The sequence below is a fragment of the Halomonas sp. 1513 genome (assembly GCA_001971685.1).
Lineage (GTDB): Bacteria > Pseudomonadota > Gammaproteobacteria > Pseudomonadales > Halomonadaceae > Franzmannia.
Window position 1 is genome coordinate 3395193 of the sequence record CP019326.1, and the last position, 16560, is coordinate 3411752.

17 protein-coding genes are annotated in these 16560 nt (G+C 64.1%); 11 read left to right on the forward strand and 6 right to left on the reverse strand.

All coding sequences use genetic code 11. The features are described from left to right. Positions 1-57: 57 nt before the first annotated feature. Positions 58-702 carry a disulfide bond formation protein DsbA gene (locus BWR19_15395; GenBank protein ID APX94208.1) on the forward strand — a complete coding sequence of 215 codons (645 nt, stop codon included), beginning with the start codon at positions 58-60 and terminating at the stop codon, positions 700-702. A 13-nt stretch (positions 703-715) separates the two neighbouring features. On the opposite strand, the gene BWR19_15400 is transcribed toward BWR19_15395, so the two are convergent. Then, complete coding sequence (locus BWR19_15400) at positions 716-1921, reverse strand: hypothetical protein (GenBank protein ID APX95059.1); 1206 nt, start codon at positions 1919-1921, stop codon at positions 716-718. Positions 1922-2236: 315 nt separating this feature from the next. Here BWR19_15400 and BWR19_15405 point away from each other — a divergent pair, with 315 nt between their 5' ends. Beyond that, positions 2237-3658, forward strand: coding sequence for a coniferyl aldehyde dehydrogenase (locus BWR19_15405; protein APX94209.1), 1422 nt, complete (start codon positions 2237-2239; stop codon positions 3656-3658). 86 nt (positions 3659-3744) lie between these two features. Here the strand turns inward: BWR19_15405 and BWR19_15410 are convergent, their stop codons facing one another. Beyond that, the gene (locus tag BWR19_15410) at positions 3745-4863 is read right to left on the reverse strand and encodes a hypothetical protein (GenBank protein APX94210.1); all 1119 of its coding nucleotides are present in this window, start codon (positions 4861-4863) and stop codon (positions 3745-3747) included. 565 nt (positions 4864-5428) lie between these two features. Between BWR19_15410 and BWR19_15415 the strand changes: the two genes are divergently transcribed. The 4 genes from BWR19_15415 to BWR19_15430 all read left to right on the forward strand — a co-directional run bounded on the left by BWR19_15415 (position 5429) and on the right by BWR19_15430 (position 8431). Beyond that, the gene (locus BWR19_15415; protein ID APX94211.1) at positions 5429-5917 is read left to right on the forward strand and encodes a pyridoxamine 5'-phosphate oxidase; all 489 of its coding nucleotides are present in this window, start codon (positions 5429-5431) and stop codon (positions 5915-5917) included. Between the two features lie 182 nt (positions 5918-6099). Next, positions 6100-6666 carry a TetR family transcriptional regulator gene (locus tag BWR19_15420; GenBank protein ID APX94212.1) on the forward strand — a complete coding sequence of 189 codons (567 nt, stop codon included), beginning with the start codon at positions 6100-6102 and terminating at the stop codon, positions 6664-6666. Continuing rightward, the gene (locus tag BWR19_15425) at positions 6663-7970 is read left to right on the forward strand and encodes an MFS transporter (GenBank protein ID APX94213.1); all 1308 of its coding nucleotides are present in this window, start codon (positions 6663-6665) and stop codon (positions 7968-7970) included. The genes BWR19_15420 and BWR19_15425 overlap by 4 nt, the downstream gene beginning before the upstream one ends. A 128-nt stretch (positions 7971-8098) precedes the next feature. After that, on the forward strand, positions 8099-8431 hold the full coding sequence (locus tag BWR19_15430) for an antibiotic biosynthesis monooxygenase (GenBank protein APX94214.1): 333 nt from the start codon (positions 8099-8101) through the stop codon (positions 8429-8431). A 20-nt stretch (positions 8432-8451) separates the two neighbouring features. On the opposite strand, the gene BWR19_15435 is transcribed toward BWR19_15430, so the two are convergent. Further along, positions 8452-9042, reverse strand: coding sequence for a hypothetical protein (locus BWR19_15435; protein APX94215.1), 591 nt, complete (start codon positions 9040-9042; stop codon positions 8452-8454). Between the two features lie 206 nt (positions 9043-9248). Then, entirely contained in the window at positions 9249-9677 is a 429-nt protein-coding gene (locus tag BWR19_15440; protein APX94216.1) for an aldehyde-activating protein, read from the reverse strand. Positions 9678-9887: 210 nt separating this feature from the next. Here BWR19_15440 and BWR19_15445 point away from each other — a divergent pair, with 210 nt between their 5' ends. Then, complete coding sequence (locus tag BWR19_15445; protein ID APX94217.1) at positions 9888-10907, forward strand: hypothetical protein; 1020 nt, start codon at positions 9888-9890, stop codon at positions 10905-10907. Here BWR19_15445 and BWR19_15450 read toward each other — a convergent pair. Beyond that, positions 10828-11994, reverse strand: coding sequence for a mandelate racemase (locus tag BWR19_15450; protein APX94218.1), 1167 nt, complete (start codon positions 11992-11994; stop codon positions 10828-10830). The two genes, BWR19_15445 and BWR19_15450, sit on opposite strands and share 80 nt — an antisense overlap. A 102-nt stretch (positions 11995-12096) precedes the next feature. On the opposite strand from BWR19_15450, the gene BWR19_15455 reads away from it, so the two are divergent. The 4 genes from BWR19_15455 to BWR19_15470 all read left to right on the forward strand — a co-directional run bounded on the left by BWR19_15455 (position 12097) and on the right by BWR19_15470 (position 15631). After that, on the forward strand, positions 12097-13002 hold the full coding sequence (locus BWR19_15455) for a LysR family transcriptional regulator (GenBank protein ID APX94219.1): 906 nt from the start codon (positions 12097-12099) through the stop codon (positions 13000-13002). A gap of 147 nt (positions 13003-13149) precedes the next feature. Then, positions 13150-13617 carry a bacterioferritin gene (locus BWR19_15460; GenBank protein ID APX94220.1) on the forward strand — a complete coding sequence of 156 codons (468 nt, stop codon included), beginning with the start codon at positions 13150-13152 and terminating at the stop codon, positions 13615-13617. A gap of 206 nt (positions 13618-13823) precedes the next feature. After that, entirely contained in the window at positions 13824-15029 is a 1206-nt protein-coding gene (locus tag BWR19_15465) for an MFS transporter (GenBank protein ID APX94221.1), read from the forward strand. Further along, the gene (locus tag BWR19_15470; GenBank protein APX94222.1) at positions 15029-15631 is read left to right on the forward strand and encodes a glutathione S-transferase; all 603 of its coding nucleotides are present in this window, start codon (positions 15029-15031) and stop codon (positions 15629-15631) included. Before BWR19_15465 ends, BWR19_15470 begins: the two co-directional genes overlap by 1 nt. A gap of 13 nt (positions 15632-15644) precedes the next feature. On the opposite strand, the gene BWR19_15475 is transcribed toward BWR19_15470, so the two are convergent. Further along, positions 15645-16442 (reverse strand): class D beta-lactamase, encoded by a 798-nt coding sequence (locus BWR19_15475; protein ID APX94223.1) that lies wholly within the window; start codon positions 16440-16442, stop codon positions 15645-15647. Between the last annotated feature and the right edge of the window lie 118 nt (positions 16443-16560).

Here is a 16560-nt window from a genome sequence, read left to right on the forward strand (position 1 = left end):
GAATCACACCCGAGGATGGTATGGTGCGGGAAAACCTTAGCCGAGGGACCCGCTGCCATGCCCCAGGTCAACATCACCGTGATCTCCGATGCCATCTGCCCGTGGTGCTTCATCGGCAAACGCCACCTCGACCTGGCCTTGGCGGAACTGCCCGAGGACGTCAGCGTAGCGGTGGCCTGGCACCCCTTCGAGCTGAACCCCGATATGCCCGCCGAGGGCCTGTCGCGGCGTGACTACCGTACCGCCAAGTTCGGCTCCTGGGAGCGCTCCCAGGCGCTCGACGCCCAGGTGGAGGCTGCCGCCGAACAGGCCGGTATCGAGATTCACCATCAGCGCATGACGCGAACACCCAATACCTTCGACGTCCATCGGCTGATCTGGCTCGCCGGGGAGCATGGCGTCCAGTCGGCGGTGGTCGGCGCGCTCTTCCAGCGCTATTTCGTCGACGGGGAGGACATCGGCGACGGCGCAGTACTGGCCAACGCCGCCCGAGACGGCGGACTAGCGGATATCGACATCCCCGCCTTTCTCGCCAGCGACCAGGGCCGGGCCGAGGTAAAAGCCGGCCTCGATGAGGCGCGGCGCCTGGGCGTGAGCGGCGTGCCCACCTTCATCTTCAACGGCACCACCGGCCTGTCGGGCGCCCAGCCGCCCGAGGCACTGCGCCAGGCGATGCTCGAGACGTTACAGCATGGCCGGTGAGCGGTGTCTGTACTCACTGCTCCGCGATCCCGTCGCCGCACATCACCACCCGGTTCCTGCCGTCGCGCTTGCCCACGTATAGCGCCCGGTCTGCTCGCGTGATCAGCGCCTCGAGGTCGGCGTCTTCTCCACGCGCTGTCGCAATACCGATGGTGACGCTCAGGCTCAGCCCGCACATCTCTTCCGTTAACGGAAGCTCGGCGACCTTGGCCTTCAGGCGTTCCGCCACGATTCGAGCGTCGTCGGGGTCGGTATCGGGCAGGGCTACCACGAACTCTTCACCACCGAAACGGCCGATCACGTCCGTGGGGCGGAGAGAGTGCGCACAGACCTCCGCGACCTTGCTCAGAACCCAGTCACCGTGACTGTGGCCCCAGGTGTCGTTGATGCGCTTGAAATGATCCACATCGATCATGAAAAGGCTGAACGACCCCTTTTCCAGTCGCGACCTCTGCAACAGTGCCCTGGCCCGCTTCGTAAAGTGGCTCCGACTGTTCAGTCCCGTCAGCTCATCCCGCTCGGCGACCATCCGCAGCTGCTCTTCCAGTGATTTGCGATGCGCTATCTCCTTGAGCAGCTGGCGATTTTGGTCGCGCTCATCGTAAAGAAGCAAAAATTGATTGCGCTGCAGTCGCTCTAGACGCAGCAAGGCACAGAACCCCACGACATTGGTCATGCACAGCAGTAGGCCTATGCGCAGCGTCTCCACCGGTGTAATCCCGGCGAACAGTACGGCAAAGACCATGAAAGCGATGCTTAAATAGAGGCTGGCGAATGTCACCACCGTCAACAGGTTGGGGATCAGCAGATAGAACGCCATGGTGGCCAAGACCACGGCAGTTACCTGAGTGGAGAGACTCTCCGGCCGCAAGGGCACGATCAAGATGATGCCCGTCGCAAGTATCCAGAGCGGTAACGCATGCAACCAGAGTTTGTGGGAATAGCTGCCCCAGCGCGCGATGATGAATGCCAGGAGAAGGCAGAGACTGACCACCACGGTACGCATGGTGACCAATAGATAATATTCTCGCGTCAGACCTAGGAGGTAGTAGTCCGTAATGGCGAACATGCCAAAGACCAGGGCCGCGAGTATCAGCGAAAGGCAGGTCTCATACCGCACCCTGTCGTCGATGGATCGTCGATACATCGACTCCTTGCTATCTTCGCAAAACTGCCCGGTCAGCCAATGTACGCGGTATTGCGTTTTCAGAGATGACAAAGCCCCATGCTCCCTGTGAAAAGCGACGATTTCTGCCATGGTTCGATGAATAGCGTTCTTTCGTCACAACCTGGCTGCAGAAGGGCCTTCTCGACAATCGTCGTTTTTATATTATCTAAATTAATTTTTAATCATGACTGCTTTCAGCACGTCGGCACTTCTGATCACATGGGGGCGGTGAGACTGACCCTTCCGTATGGGCGGTGTCGTAATGGTTTCTGGGCTTCATCTTATCACCGAGGCATGATCCGTCTCATGCGCTGGATCAACGCAATGCCTGGGGATAGCCTGGGCAGCTAAACTAGGAGTTAGCTCGTGACCACTGCCTCTAGCGCCTCGCCTGCCGTCGACCTGGCACCGCTGCTCGCCGCCCAGCGCGCGGCCTATCGCCGCGACGGTGCGCCTTCGCTTGCCGAGCGGCGCGCCAACCTTGCAAAGCTGCGCGCCGCGCTGATCGACAACCGCACCCGGCTCGAGGAGGCCATCGACACCGATTTCGGTCATCGCTCACGCCACGAGACCAGCATCATGGAGCTCGGCAGCACCATCAGCGGGATCGACTACCTGCACAAGCACCTGCGCCGCATGATGCGTCCAGAAAAGCGCCAGGTGGCCGTTCATATGCAGTTCGGCTCGGCACGGGTGGAGTACCAGCCGCTAGGTGTCGTCGGGGTCATGGCGCCGTGGAACTACCCCTTGGTGCTCGCCGTGATGCCCCTGGCGACGGCGCTCGCGGCCGGCAACCGGGTGCTGTTGAAGCCGTCGGAATTCACCCCGACGATCAACGCCCTGCTCGAGGAGATACTCCGCACGCTGTTTTCAGCGGAGCAGGTGGCGGTGGTCAACGGCGATGCGGCGGTTGGTGCCGCCTTCTCCGCCCTGCCGTTCGACCATCTTATTTTCACCGGCAGCACGGCGGTGGGACGCAAGGTCATGCAGGCGGCCAGCGAGAACCTGGTACCGGTGACGCTGGAGCTGGGCGGCAAGTCGCCGGTCATCGTCGAGAAGGGCCATCCACTCGACCACGCCTGCGCCGGTATCGTGTTCGGCAAGCTTGTAAGCGGTGGCCAGACCTGCATCGCGCCCGACTATGCCCTCGTCCATGAGGATGACCTTGCCGGGTTCCTCACCCATTACGAGGCGGCCGTGGTAGCCGCCTACCCCGACGGCCCAGCGAGCGAGGATTACACCTGGGTGATCAACGACCGGCATCTGGCCCGCCTCAACGGCCTGCTCGAGGATGCCCGCGCCAAGGGCGCGACGCTACGCGAGATAGGCCGTGAGGCGCCGGGTGCGCATCCCCGCGCCATGCGCCCATCGCTGGTGCTCAATGTCACCGACGACATGACCATCGCCCATGAGGAGATCTTCGGGCCGATCCTGCCGGTGTTCCCCTACCGCACGCTCGATGAGGCCATCGACGTCGTCGAGGCGCGCCCCCACCCGCTGGCGCTCTACTACTTCGGCCACGACAAGGCGGCGCAGCGCCAGGTGCTCGACGGCACGACCTCGGGCAACGTCACCCTCAACGGCACGCTGCTGCACATCGCCCAGGACGACCTGCCGTTCGGCGGCGTCGGCGAGAGTGGTATCGGCGCCTATCACGGCATGGAAGGCTTCCGCCGGCTGAGCCATGCCAAGGGGATCTACGTGCAAGGGCGATGGAACGTCACGACGCTGCTGCGTCCGCCATTCGGCAAGATGGCGGAACGGCTGCTGCGCTTCGTGTTGCGCTGAACTGCGTTACCGCCCGGGGTACTGCACGCGCTGCCGGATACCGTTGCGATGCCTAACGTGGCCAGGACCTTGATCCATCCAAACGATCAGGACACCGGCTGCTGCTTGAGCCGATAGAGGACTCTTTCCGGTCTGCCATCGTCGTCGGTGTAGACCACAAAGGCCTTGTAGTGGTCGAAGAAGGTGCCGGTGAAGAAGATCCACTCGTCTGGCCGGAAGTTGACGATGTTGTCCAGTTGGACGTCCTCCTCTTCGAAGAAGTCCTCGCCAGTTAGGGTCATCAACAGTTCGCGGAAATCGTCGGCGGACGCCTCGTCGAGCACGAACTCGGAGTCGAGCAACCCACCGAAAAAGCGGCTCAAGTCGGTATCGCTGGAAGGCCGCTGGAAGGGCACCAGTTGCTCCCCGTCTCGGTAGAAGAAATGCTCGCGGGTGCTGCGCCAGCCGCTGTCGTCGGAGTGCGAGGCAAAGGTGTCATAGTCGTAGCGATAGACGCTGCACTGTACGATCTCGCTGCTATCCGGCGTAAGGACCAGCTCCACCTCCAGACGAATGTCATCACGAAACAGCGACTCGACCTCGGCGATTTCCTCCTCACTGACGGAGGGAGCGGAGGCATCGACCAGATCGTCACGCCCCCAGTCGACGACCCGCATCGAGGAGTCCCGGCTCAGCTCGCCCTCGAGCGTCAGGGATATCGCGGCGTCCTCCAGCGGCTGCTCGTCCATTCCAACCAGGCGGCCATCGAAGGACAGGCTCCACTCCAGGGTATCCTCTGTCGCCTGTTCGACGTGGACGCTGCCAGCCTCGGCAAGCACCTCGGCCAGTCCTTGCTGACGCTCTCCCAGCAGCCCCATGGCCATGAAAGTGTCGCCATCGAGGGTCTCGACGTCCGGGCCTACCAGGGCTGCCTCACCTTCCACCATCGACGTCTCGCTGTGGGGTGACAGCACCATGCACAGGTACTGCAGTTCGTCACTCTCGCTTCTCAGCATGAGCATGGTGCCAACCACCAGTCCGCTGCTGCTGTCGTTGAACCAGCCCTGGCCATAGACCCGCCAGCGCTCGTCCTGCCGCTCCCAGACACCGGCAATCGGGGGCGCCATCTCCGGATCGTCGCTATCGAGCATGGCGATGATCTCGGCATCGGACATATCCTCTGGTGGCGGCGCACAGAGCGTCGGGTCCACCATCTCGATCAGCATACCCGGAGGCATTCGCTCCTCAAGCGGGTCGGCGCTGGCTGGCGCCGTCGCGGCCACCAGCAAGCCAGCACCCATTAGACTGGTGGTCCAACGGGCGCCAGTAGATGAAAAGGATAAAAACGCCATCGTATGCACTCCCATTGTTATTGGCCGTTAGTACGCTGTTCAGCGTCAGCGCACTCGTCATCAAGCTACCAATGCACCGCGGATCACTCCCCATTCAAATGAACGGTATCTCCTTGGCTAGCTTCGGTGAGGACCATACGGATCTGACGTTGGCTTGGAGGGCATACCTGCGCCCAACACTTGGACGCTTACCCCGCAGCAGCCTGGCTCACATGCCACATGGTAGGCATGCGCATTCGTCAACGAGGCCCATGAGCCGCCCCATGACCACTGACTCCAGCGTGCGGCCCAACGTCGCGAGCGTGCTGCGCTGACTAGGCTACACGCCCTGTGTCATTTGCCCTGGCCGCTTCACATGACTAGGGTGGTCTCATCATGCTCGGTACTCCCAGCGTGATTGACTACTTCATCGCATCGCAATCGACAGGAGGTCGAAACCATGTCCAGCCCTGAGCACAAGCAGAAGATATGGAAGATGATCAAGGACATACAGGTCGGCATGCTGGTGACGCTCGACGGCGATATGCCGCGCGCCCGGCCCATGCACCTGGTTCAGAAGGAGTATGACGGCACCCTCTGGTTCTTCACCAAGCGCAGTGCCGAGAAGGTTTCGGAAACCAACCGCGACCATGACGTTTGCCTGAGCTTTTCCGATCAGGACGAGGGCGTATATGTCTCGCTGTCGGGCACGGCCAACCTGACCGATGATCGCGAGCTGATCGAGAAGTACTGGAACCCTTTCGTCGCGGCCTGGTTCACCGGCGGCAAGGATGACCCCGACATCGCCCTGCTGGAGATCGACGTGACCATGGGCGAGCACTGGAAGGCCAAAGAGAGCAAGGCGTTCCAGCTCTACGAGTTTGCCAAGGCCAACGTCAAGAAAGACGCCACCCCGAACATAGGGGAAAACGAGAAGTTCGGCGGCTGAGTGACCCTTCCAGACGGTTTTTGATGAATATACCGGAATGGCGTCATGCCATTTCGGTGCTCCCTTTCTCAGCCCCCTCCCTGCTAGACGATGGCGACTGACGCGCCGCTTGACAGCATCGCCTGCCGCGTACTTAGATGGCCGCATATTTAGATAGATCGGTCTATATAGGACGTCCACCGATGCCAGCTTCCAAGCGCGACCAACTGCTCGCCACCGCCGAGCGGCTCTTCCATGAACAGGGCTTCCACGCCACCGGCATCGACCGCATCGTCGCGGCGGCCGGCGTGGTGCGCATGACGCTCTACAACCACTTCGCTTCCAAGGAGGCGTTGGTAATGGCCGTGCTGGCGACCCGCCATACGCGCTTCCTGGCTCACCTCGATGCCGCAACGGCTAGCGCCCCGCCGGGCCAGGCCGCCTCGGCGCTGGTGGAAGCGCACGGCGACTGGCTGCAGCGCTACAGCCTGCATGGCTGCATCATGGCCAAGGCGATGGGCGAGTTCGCCGAGCACAGCGCCGAGATCCATGCCCTGGCAACGGCCGCCAAGACCGACTTGCTGGCACGCCTCGAAGATGCCGTGTCGCGCGACGGCCTGGAGCACCACGCCGGCCTGGCGCGGCATCTGTTCATGGTGCTGGAAGGCAGCAACATGGCGGTGGCCCTGCTGGGTGCCCAGACGGCCCTGGCAGACACCCGTGCCATGGTCGACACCCTGCTGGCATCAGCCCGGAGCAATACTCCATGAGGCCCCTGTCGAACATGGGGTTTGCCCTGTTTGGTGCCGGGCTCATCGCCATCAGCTACGGGCTTGCGCGTTTCGCTTTCGGCCTGTTCGTGCCCTCCATCAGCGCCGAGCTGGAGCTGACGGCCCACCGGGTCGGTATCATCGGGGCGCTGCCCTTCATCAGTTTCGTGCTTGCCACCCTGGTCGCGCCGCTCGCCGCCGAGCGCCTGGGGGCGCGCAACCTGGCGGTACTCTCCGGCAGCATCGGTGTCGGCGGCCTGACGCTGATCAGTCAGGCCGCGGACGCGCTATGGCTGGGTGCCGGGGTGTTCATCTGCGGCATCTGTACCGGCTTGATGATGCCGGCGCTGACCGCGGCCATGCAGGCCATGGTGAGCCGCACGATGCACGGTCGTGTCAGTTCGGTCATGAACGCAGGCACCAGCATCGGCATCATCGTGGCGGTTCCCACCGTGGTGTTCCTGTTCGATGCCTGGCGCTTTACCTATGCCATGTTCGCCGTGCTGGCGGGCGTCGGGGTCGTGGCGGCGTGGTTCTTGATCCCCTCGGTGTCGCGGATCGTGCCCGCCAACGCCGTACCGCCGCCGCCGATCAATCGACAGCAGTGGTCCCGTCTCACCCGGCTGACGCTGTTCGCCTTTGCCATGGGTTTCGTGTCGGCGCCCTATTGGCTGTTCGCGCCGGACCTGGCGGTGACCCTCGGCGCCCTCTCCCCCGGCCACACTGGCTGGCTGTGGTTCGCCGTGGGCATCGCCGGCCTCGGGGGAGCCATGGTGAGTGACCTGGCCGACCGCAATAACCCGCCGATCACCCAAGCCCTGATGCTGATGATGCTGGCCGCGAGCCTGGCGCTGCTCGCCGCGAGCCCGGGGCAGCTGGGGTTGGCGATCTTCTCTGCGCTGGTCTTCGGCCTGGCCTATATGAGCCTCACCGGGCTGTATCTGATGACCGGCATCCGCCTGCTGCCGGGGCGGCTCTCGATGGGGCCGGTGTTGCCCTTTATGGCGGTGGCGCTCGGCCAGGCAGCCGGCTCTCCGGTCATCGGCGCGCTGGTCGACAGGCTCGGCTATGCCGACGCCTTTGCCATCTTCGCGATGGTCGGCATCCTGGCATCGATGCTATCGCCGATCTATCCGGGCCATATCGACTACTGGGCAGACTGGACGGAGGAAACGCCAGAAACGGCACAAGAGGAACCACCCGCGGTGGAAGATACCGGCCTGCAGGCAGCGTATGACCAGCAGCTGGTGGATGAGAACGGCGACCCGGTCGAGCCGGCTGCGGAAGAGGACGAGACCGCCTAGATGCCGAGCTGTTTGGCCACGATCGGGCCGCATGAAGCGGTTCGATCCCGCTCCACCTTGTCCCCCACGGGGTAAGCTGGCATCGTCACCCGGACATCATTACCGCCTGGCCACAAGGAGCGACCGCCATGTTTATCGCCATGAACCGTTTTCGGGTCAACCCCGAGCGAGTAAAGGAGTTCGAGCAGATCTGGCTGGAGCGAGAATCCCATCTGCAGGGCCTGCCCGGTTTCGTCGAGTTCCATATGCTGCGCGGCCCCGAGGAGGAGGATCACGTCCTCTACGCCTCCCATACCATCTGGAAGTCGCGCGAGGATTTCGAGGCCTGGACGCACTCCGAGGCGTTCCGCGCCGCCCACGCCAACGCCGGCCAGAGCCGCCGCGAGGGCCTCTACCTCGGCCCGCCGAAGTTCGAGGGCTTCGAGGTCATTCAGACCATCAGCGAAGCCGGAGAGGTTTAAGGTACGAGGCGTTTGGACAATCAGCGCGACGCACCCAGCAGAGGCAGGCAACTCTCCTCGATATGACGCAAGGTGTACTGCGCCATGCGTTGCCACGCTTCGTCGCTATCACCTCGATAAGACAGGCGTTGCTCGCAGGCGAACGTGTTGTTGTCGTTCAAATCCAGCACCGCCAGATTTCCGCTCCCAATCAGCGTGCTCACCTTGTGAATCTCGCCGATAAGGAGATATTGCGCGCCGATGGCCTTGGCCTGCCCTGCAAGTGCGTCCAGGCCTGGGCTGCGGTGCGTACAGCGCTCCATCTCGCAGGTAAGGTCGACTAGCGTGACCTCTGGGTTCCCGGCAAGACCCGCGTGCAACGTCTCATTGAGAGACGTCAGCCGCGCTTCATGCGCGGCGCTTTGATCCTCGACTTCGCCAGAGGTGTCACGGAAATCGAAGTGAGCCAAGGCCAGGGTCGCTTTACCGCTATCGGCAACCACCATCGACGCCATCAACATCGTGCTGACCAAAAGCAGGAGAGAGCTTGCGCGCGCCATCCAGCAATAACCGTTCTGTGGGGTCATGACGCCTCCCGAGTGGATCCTCTGCAACATGCGCCTGGCAAGCAAGCCAGACCCTCGTGCCAACCTGGCACGCCCGAAGGAGATGGCTCGTTTTAGTCTTAGCGTATGATCGGCGTTACGGCCATCATCGGGCTGATGGGGCGGGCCTCACCAGATCTTGCTTCGATGGGCGCGCAGTGCTGCGGACACGTGGCTTCAAGGCCGATGTCGATTACCACTAGGCGGCATCGAGCGGTGTGATCCGCGCCACCTCATCCTTTATGCTCGCGGCGGGCACCTGGAGGTCGCGAGGCTTCCGGAAACTTGGGCAACTCATCGCCAAGATCGAACCACTCGGCCTTGGACGACACCCAGCCATGGTAGCGCTTGCTCGGCGATACCGGAGTATCCAGGGTGCCCAGCCGCAGTCGCTTGGCCTCGGGCCGGTCGTCGCGGGCGCTGTAGAGCGGGCTGCCGCACACCGAGCAGAACACCCGCGCCTTGTTGGGCGTGGCGCGGTACTCCGTCAAATATTCCGCGCCCTGCGTGATGCGGAAGTCGGCCGAGCGGATCGGCGCCACCGCGACGAAGGCCGAGCCCTGCGCTTTCTGGCACTGTTTGCAGTGGCACATGGAGACCTCATCGATCTCGGCGCTGACTTCGTAGCATATCTTTCCGCAAAGACAGCTTCCGTAGAGCATCACACTTCCTCCTGGTGGGCTTGTGTCACGATACCCATTTCGGCCTCGAGTGCCACTTTTCCTGCCCATGAGAATAGTGCGGATGCAGGGTGGTATATGGTTGGTAAAAGCCTCGGCGTGTCGTGACTACGCAGGCTGGGGACGTTTCCCGACCTGCGCTTATTTGGCAAGCGCCGAGACTAGCGGGACCGCTGCTCAAGGAGATACCCCATGTGGCAAGGACTCCCGAGGCGCGCCCGTGGCTACCTGATCACCGGCGCCGGCGTGCTGTTGCTCTCCCCGGATGCCCTCTTCGTCAAGGACACGCAGGTCGAGGTGGAGGTCTTCGTGTTCTGGCGGGCACTGCTGCTGGGTCTGGTGCTGGGCATGGTAGCCCTGGCCCGCTATGGCCGCGGGCTGCCCGGAGCAGTGCGCGCCTGTGGATCGGCGGCAGTGTGGTGCCCGCTGGCCTTTGCCGGCAGTGCCTGGGGCTTCGTGGCGGCGGTACGCCTGACCGCCGCCGGCAACGTGCTGGTGATCCAGAACCTGGCGCCCCTGGTGGCGGGGCTGCTGGGCCTGCTGCTATTTGGTCAGCGCCTCAGAATGCAGACCTGGTTAGTGATCCTGCTCTGCGTGCTGGGGGCGGGACTGATGGCCGCCGGTGAGATGGGACAGGGCTCGCCGCTGGGGATGGTGGTGGCCCTGGCAATCCCGCTGACGATTGCCGTCAACATGACCGTGGCCAGCGCCCAGCGCGGCGTGGATACCACCGTGATCCTGCCCCTGGGCTGCCTGGTGATGCTGCTGCCGGCCCTGGCCCTGGGCGGCATGCAGCTACCTCCCATGCAGGATCTGCTGCGCCTGCTGCTGATGGGGCTGGTGTTCCTGCCCGCGGCCTACTACCTGATCCAGACCGGGCCCCGCTACCTGAGCGGCGCCGAGGCCAGCCTGGTGATGCTGCTGGAGACCCTGGTGGGGACCCTGCTGGTGTGGTGGTGGGTGGGCGAGGTGCCGCCGCCACTGGCCTTCGTTGGCGGTGGCCTGATCCTCGCCGCACTGCTCGGCAGCGGCCTGCTGGACCTGCTACGTCAGCGCCGCAAGGTGGCCGATGGCGCCCCTGACCCGCAGCAGATCATCGCCGAAGCCGATGGGGCCCCCACCGATCTCCCGCTCAGGCCGACAGCGCCTGCATCTCGCGGTACAGGTCGGCCTTGCCCTCGAAGCCGATCCCCGGGAGGTCGGGGAGCGTGACGATGCTGTTCTCCACGCGCACGCCATCGGGAAAGCCGCCGAACGGTTGGAACAGGTCGGGGTAGGACTCGTTGCCGCCGAGGCCCAGGCCGGCGGCGATATTGAGCGACATCTGGTGGCCACCGTGGGGGATGCAGCGGCTCGCCGACCAGCCGTGCTCCTTGAGCATGTCGAGGGTGCGCAGGTACTCCACCAGGCCATAGCTCAGCGCACAGTCGAACTGCAGCCAGTCGCGGTCGGGGCGCATGCCGCCGTAGCGGATCAGGTTGCGCGCGTCCTGCATCGAGAAGAGATTCTCGCCGGTGGCCATGGGGTTGGTGTAGAAGCTGCGCAGGGTCGCCTGCAGCTCGAAATCGAGCGGGTCGCCGGGCTCTTCGTACCAGAACAGGTCGTACTGCGAGAGCGCCTTGGCGTAGGCGATTGCGGTCTCCAGGTCGAAGCGACCGTTGGCATCCACGCAAAGCTTCTGGCCGTCCTGCAGCACCTCCATGACGGCGTCGATGCGGCGCAGATCCTCCTCCAGGGAGCCGCCGCCGATCTTCTTCTTGACCACGCTGTAGCCGCGGTCCAGGTAGCTGCGCATCTCATCCTGCAGCTTGCGGTAGTCCTGCCCCGGGTAGTAGTAGCCACCGGCGGCGTAGACGAATACCTTGCGGTCGGGCTGGCCGTTGCCGTAGCGTTCGGCCAGCAGCTGGAACAGCGGTTTTTCTTCGATCTTGGCCACGGCGTCCCACACCGCCATGTCGATGGTGCCCATGGCGACAGAGCGCTCGCCGTGCCCGCCGGGCTTCTCGTTGATGAACATGGCATCCCAGATCTTGTGCGGATCGAGATTGTTGCCGCTGGCATCGAGCAGGTCCTCCGGGTTGGCCTCCATCACCCGGGGGATGAAGCGCTCGCGCATCAGCGTGCCCTGGCCATAGCGCCCGTTGGAGTTGAAGCCGTAGCCCACCACCGGCTTGCCGTCGCGCACCACGTCGGTGATGACGGCCACCAGGCTCAGCGTCATCTTGCTGAAGTCGATGTAGGCGTTGCGGATGGACGAACTGATGGGAACGGTCTTTTCGCGAATCTCGACGATCTTCATACTTGGCCTCCAAGGGTAACGACGTCTGGCCATCATCGCCCCACCCGGTAGTATCCTGCCAATGCGCAATTTCGCTGATGTCATGCACGGGACGAACCGACCATGAACTTCATCTGGCTCGAAGACTTTCTGGCCCTGGCGCCAACCGGCAACTTTTCCCGTGCGGCGGAGGAGCGTCACAGCTCCCAGCCGGCGTTCAGCCGCCGCATCCGGGCGCTGGAAGCGTGGGTCGGTGCCGAGCTATTCGACAGAAGCACTCAGCCCGCCAGGCTGACGGAGGTCGGCGAGTGGTTTCTCGGGGTGGCACAGGATCTGCTGGCGCGGGTCTCACGGGTGCCGGGCGATGCCCAGCGGGTCGCCGAAGCCAGCTCGGTGACGCTGCGCCTGGCCTCTACCCACGCGCTCTCCTTCACCTTCCTGCCACGCTGGTTGCGCGGTCTGGAAGCCACCGCCGCACTCGAGTCGGTACAGCTGATGTCGGATGTGCTGCAGCGCTGCGAGGCGCTGATGCAGGAGGGCAAGGCCCAGTTCGTGCTGAGCCATGCCCACGCGCAGGCGCCAGGCGCGCTGGATGCGGGTGCCTACCTCGCCATTCAGGTCGGCGACGACGAGCTGATCCCCGTCTGTTCACCCGACTCGCGAGGCGAGGCCCGCCACCGACTGGGCACCGGAGCGGGCGTGCCGCTGTTGCGCTACAGCGAGGAGTCGGGCCTGGGGCGCATCATCCGCTCGGTATTCGACCGACGCCTGGCAGCCGCGAATACGGTCTTCACTGCCCATGCCGCCTCGGTACTGCGCACCATGGCGCTGGATGGCAGGGGCATCGCCTGGCTGCCGCGCACCCTGGTGGAGGAAGACCTGGATGCGGCAAGACTGGTGGCGTCCGGCGGCGCGGAGTGGAGCGTCCCCGTCGCCATCAAGCTCTACCGCGAGCGTGAACTCAGCGGCCGAGCGGCGCAGGCGCTCTGGCAAGCCGTGACGATCCAGCAGGCCAGTGCGGTAGATTAAGTCCATTCGGCTTCCGGCACGCTGGAAACCGAATGCAAATCGCACGCGAAATTAATATCAAGACACTGAATTTAAAGGAAAAATTGACCAGAAGCGCAATTCTCTCTAGGATGCACTACCTATACATCGCGCTACTAAGGTAACCCCATGAAAGGCAACCAGAACATTATCGACGCCTTGAACGGCCTGCTCGCGGCAGAGCTCGCCGCCATGGATCAGTATTTCATCCACTCCGAGATGTATGCCGACTGGGGCTTCACCAAGCTCTACGAGCGCATCGCCCATGAATTCGACGATGAGAAGGACCATGCCAAGCAGCTGATCGAGCGGATCCTGTTCCTTGAAGGCAAGCCCGACATGCACACCCGTACCCCGGTGCGCGTGGGTCAGGACGTGGAGGAGATGCTCGGCAACGACCTGCAGCTCGAGTACGAGGTGGGCGACGCCCTGAAGGACGCCATCGCGCTGTGCGAGCGGGAGAGCGACTTTCAGACCCGCAGCGTGCTGCTGGGGCTGCTGGCCGACACCGAAGAGGACCACGCCTACTGGCTGGAGCAGCAGCTGCGGCTGATCAAGATGCTGGGCAGAGAGAACTACCTGCAGGCGCAGATGTAAGCCAAAACGCCTGGCAGCGCTACCCGCCACCCGACTCTGCACGGCGGGTATCGCTAGCCGCCACTTGACGCAGTGTGTCGACGAAGCGCGCCAGCTGCACGCCCGTTCATCTTCGAGCTTCTTGATAGTCGCCGTGACGTTGGTCTGCACCGTATGCAGCCGCCGCGTACTCTTGGGGTACTGCCGCTGATTCAGGACCGCCCTGCATGGTCGATAAGCGAGATATTCCCGCCCTGCTAACGGGCATCATGGCCACCCTCGCCGGGATCGGCCTCGCTCGCTTTGCCTACACCCCGCTCCTGCCAGCGCTTGTCGAAGCGCAGTGGTTCAGCGCCAGCGCTGCGGCCTATCTCGGGGCAGCCAACCTGCTCGGCTACCTGATCGGCGCACTCTCAGGCCACGTCCTCTCCGAACGCTACCCACCGCGGGCGCTGCTCGGCGTCTGTTTTGCGGCCATCGCCCTGAGTTTTGTGCTCTGTGCATGGCCTGCCGGCTTTGCCTGGTTCTTCGTCTGGCGGCTGGTCTCAGGCATCGCCGGGGCGATCCTGATGGTGGTCGGCCCGTCCCTGGCACTGACGGCCACACCGACAGGCCGGCGCGCCCATGTCGGTGGCCTGGTGTTTACCGGCATCGGCCTGGGGGTGCTCCTCTCGGCCTGGGTAGTGCCGCAGCTGCTCGAGACCAGCCTGATGGCGACCTGGCTGGCCCTCGGCGTGCTGACCCTTGTCGCGGGGTTACTCGGCGACCGCGGCCTGGCGCGCCTGGCGATACCCGCGCGCGCTTCGCCCGAGCAAGCAGGCGCCCCCCGGGCACACCCCGGGGTGGCCATCGCCGTGCTGCTGGTGATAGGCGCCTATGCCCTGGATGGCGCGGGGTTCGTGCCGCATACGGTGTTCTGGGTCGACTACCTGGCCAGGGAGAACGCCCTCGGCCACTCCCCCGCTGCCCTGCAGTGGGGCCTATTCGGGGTGGGGGCGGTGTGCGGCCCGCTGCTGGCCGGCGCCGTTGCCCGGCGGCTAGGCTGGCACCTTGGGCTGGCCTTGGCGTTCCTGGCCAAGGCCGCCGCAATTGCCCTGCCGCTGCTGTCGCTGGACCTGCTCAGCCGCTCGCTCTCCTCCTTCGTGGTCGGTGCCATGATCCCCGGCATCGTGGCGCTGACCTCCGGCCGGCTCGCCGAGCTGGCCGGCCCAGCGGCTCACAAGCGACTCTGGGGGCGCGCTACCGCGGCGTTCGCCGCGGCACAGGCGGCTTCGGGTTACGGCATGTCCGCCCTCTATGATGGGTGGGGCAGCTATACGCCACTCTTCGCCATCGGCAGCGTAATGCTGGCCGGCGGATTCGCTCTGATACTCCTCAGCCGTGGCCTGCAGGCACGCCACGGCGCTCTCTCCACCCCACCCAGGAGGCACTGATGGAACTCTTTCTCAACGCGACCTCGCCCTATGCCCGCATGGTTCGTATCACGCTGCTGGAGAAAGGCCTGGCCGAAGCGGTGACGCTGCGCTGGTGCGATCCCTGGGCCGACGATGCCGCGCTGCTGGAGGCCAACCCCGCCGGGCGCATTCCCGCACTAGTGACGGAGGATGGCACGACGCTCAGCGAATCGCTGCTGATCGCCTTCTACCTCGACGAGGTCGGCCCCGGAGAGCCGCTGATTCCGCAAGCACGCTCGAGCGAGGTGCTGCATCTTGTCGGCCTCGGCCAAGGGCTGATGGATGCCGCCTTCACCACGGTGATCGCGCGCAAGCATCACGGCGGCGAGGCCGACGACAGCGTACTGGGCCAGCGCCGCCAGCGCGCCTTTCAGCGCATCCTGGACCGGTTGGAGCAGGAGCTCGATGAGGCCCAGGCGGCGTCGGCCATGACCCTTGGCAATATCGCCGTTGCCGTCGCGCTGGATTACCTGGCGTTCCGGCTGCCCGAGGTGGCGTGGGCCAAGGGCCGCCCCAGGCTAGCGGCCTGGCAGCGCCAGATCGTCCGCCGCGAGAGCTTCACGCAGACGGCGTTTGCGTGAGGCCGGATAGCCTTTAAGGCAGCGCCTGCAACTCGCGAAGGGCTTCACGCACAATGGCATCGCGCTTGGGGATATCGTCCATGCGATTAGGGGTGTCAATGTTGAGGGCGAAGAACACCGGCCCGCTGGGCCATTCGACCCAGCCCACCCACCAGGCCAGCTCGCCGGACCAGCCGGTCTTGGCGCGCAGGATCCAGTCGCGGCCGGCCTCGCCGATCATCAGGTCCTTGACCAGCCGCTGGTCGGCCTCGTCGAACGCTAGCTCGTTGCGATAGAGCTGCTGCAGGAAGCCGATCTGCTCCTCGGCGGAGACCTCCAGGTGGCCAGGGGCGAGCCAGAAGTTCTCGAGGTCGCTGCCTATCTCGGCGTTACCGTAGTCGATCTCTGCCAGGTAGCGCCGCTCGCGCTCCTCGCCCAGCTCCCGGGCGAAATGCTGATAAAGCCACACCGTCGAGTTGCGCATGGCAGAGCGCAGGGTCTGATCGGCGTTCCACGCCGCAGCGGTGCGTTCGGTGCCGTCCCAGGCAAACACCTGAAACTCGTCGTCCGCCACGCCAGCATCCAGCGCAAACAGGGTGTGGGGCACCTTGAAGGTGGAGGCCGGCACGAAGCGCTGGCGTGCACGCTCGGCGTCATGCACCCAGGTCGCTTGGGCATCCTGACGCTGATCCACTATCAGCAAGGTGCCCTCGGCGCCATGTTCCTGAAACAGCGCCGCCCAGTCGTCCCGCTCCTGCCAGGTGTCGGCCATCGCGCCTAGTGGGGCCAGGCCCAGCACCAGGGCGCCGGCCAGTAAAAATTTTAGGGTCATGATTCCATCTCGCTGTCGTCGTTTTGATCCAGAAGCAGGCAATACGCTGCTGATGGCTAGATTAGTAGGTCGCGAAACGGCTCCACAAACTATGTTAACTTGCATCAGCCATAAACTG

Coding starts and splice junctions, on each gene's coding strand:
- BWR19_15425 (APX94213.1), top strand. CDS start 6,663: ATGAGGCCCCTGTCGAACATGGGGTTTGCCCTGTTTGGTGCCGGGCTC.
- BWR19_15470 (APX94222.1), top strand. CDS start 15,029: ATGGAACTCTTTCTCAACGCGACCTCGCCCTATGCCCGCATGGTTCGT.
- BWR19_15475 (APX94223.1), bottom strand. CDS start 16,442: ATGACCCTAAAATTTTTACTGGCCGGCGCCCTGGTGCTGGGCCTGGCC.
- BWR19_15415 (APX94211.1), top strand. CDS start 5,429: ATGTCCAGCCCTGAGCACAAGCAGAAGATATGGAAGATGATCAAGGAC.
- BWR19_15420 (APX94212.1), top strand. CDS start 6,100: ATGCCAGCTTCCAAGCGCGACCAACTGCTCGCCACCGCCGAGCGGCTC.
- BWR19_15455 (APX94219.1), top strand. CDS start 12,097: ATGAACTTCATCTGGCTCGAAGACTTTCTGGCCCTGGCGCCAACCGGC.
- BWR19_15440 (APX94216.1), bottom strand. CDS start 9,677: ATGCTCTACGGAAGCTGTCTTTGCGGAAAGATATGCTACGAAGTCAGC.
- BWR19_15460 (APX94220.1), top strand. CDS start 13,150: ATGAAAGGCAACCAGAACATTATCGACGCCTTGAACGGCCTGCTCGCG.
- BWR19_15410 (APX94210.1), bottom strand. CDS start 4,863: ATGCTGATCGAGATGGTGGACCCGACGCTCTGTGCGCCGCCACCAGAG.
- BWR19_15445 (APX94217.1), top strand. CDS start 9,888: ATGTGGCAAGGACTCCCGAGGCGCGCCCGTGGCTACCTGATCACCGGC.
- BWR19_15395 (APX94208.1), top strand. CDS start 58: ATGCCCCAGGTCAACATCACCGTGATCTCCGATGCCATCTGCCCGTGG.
- BWR19_15430 (APX94214.1), top strand. CDS start 8,099: ATGTTTATCGCCATGAACCGTTTTCGGGTCAACCCCGAGCGAGTAAAG.
- BWR19_15465 (APX94221.1), top strand. CDS start 13,824: ATGGTCGATAAGCGAGATATTCCCGCCCTGCTAACGGGCATCATGGCC.
- BWR19_15450 (APX94218.1), bottom strand. CDS start 11,994: ATGAAGATCGTCGAGATTCGCGAAAAGACCGTTCCCATCAGTTCGTCC.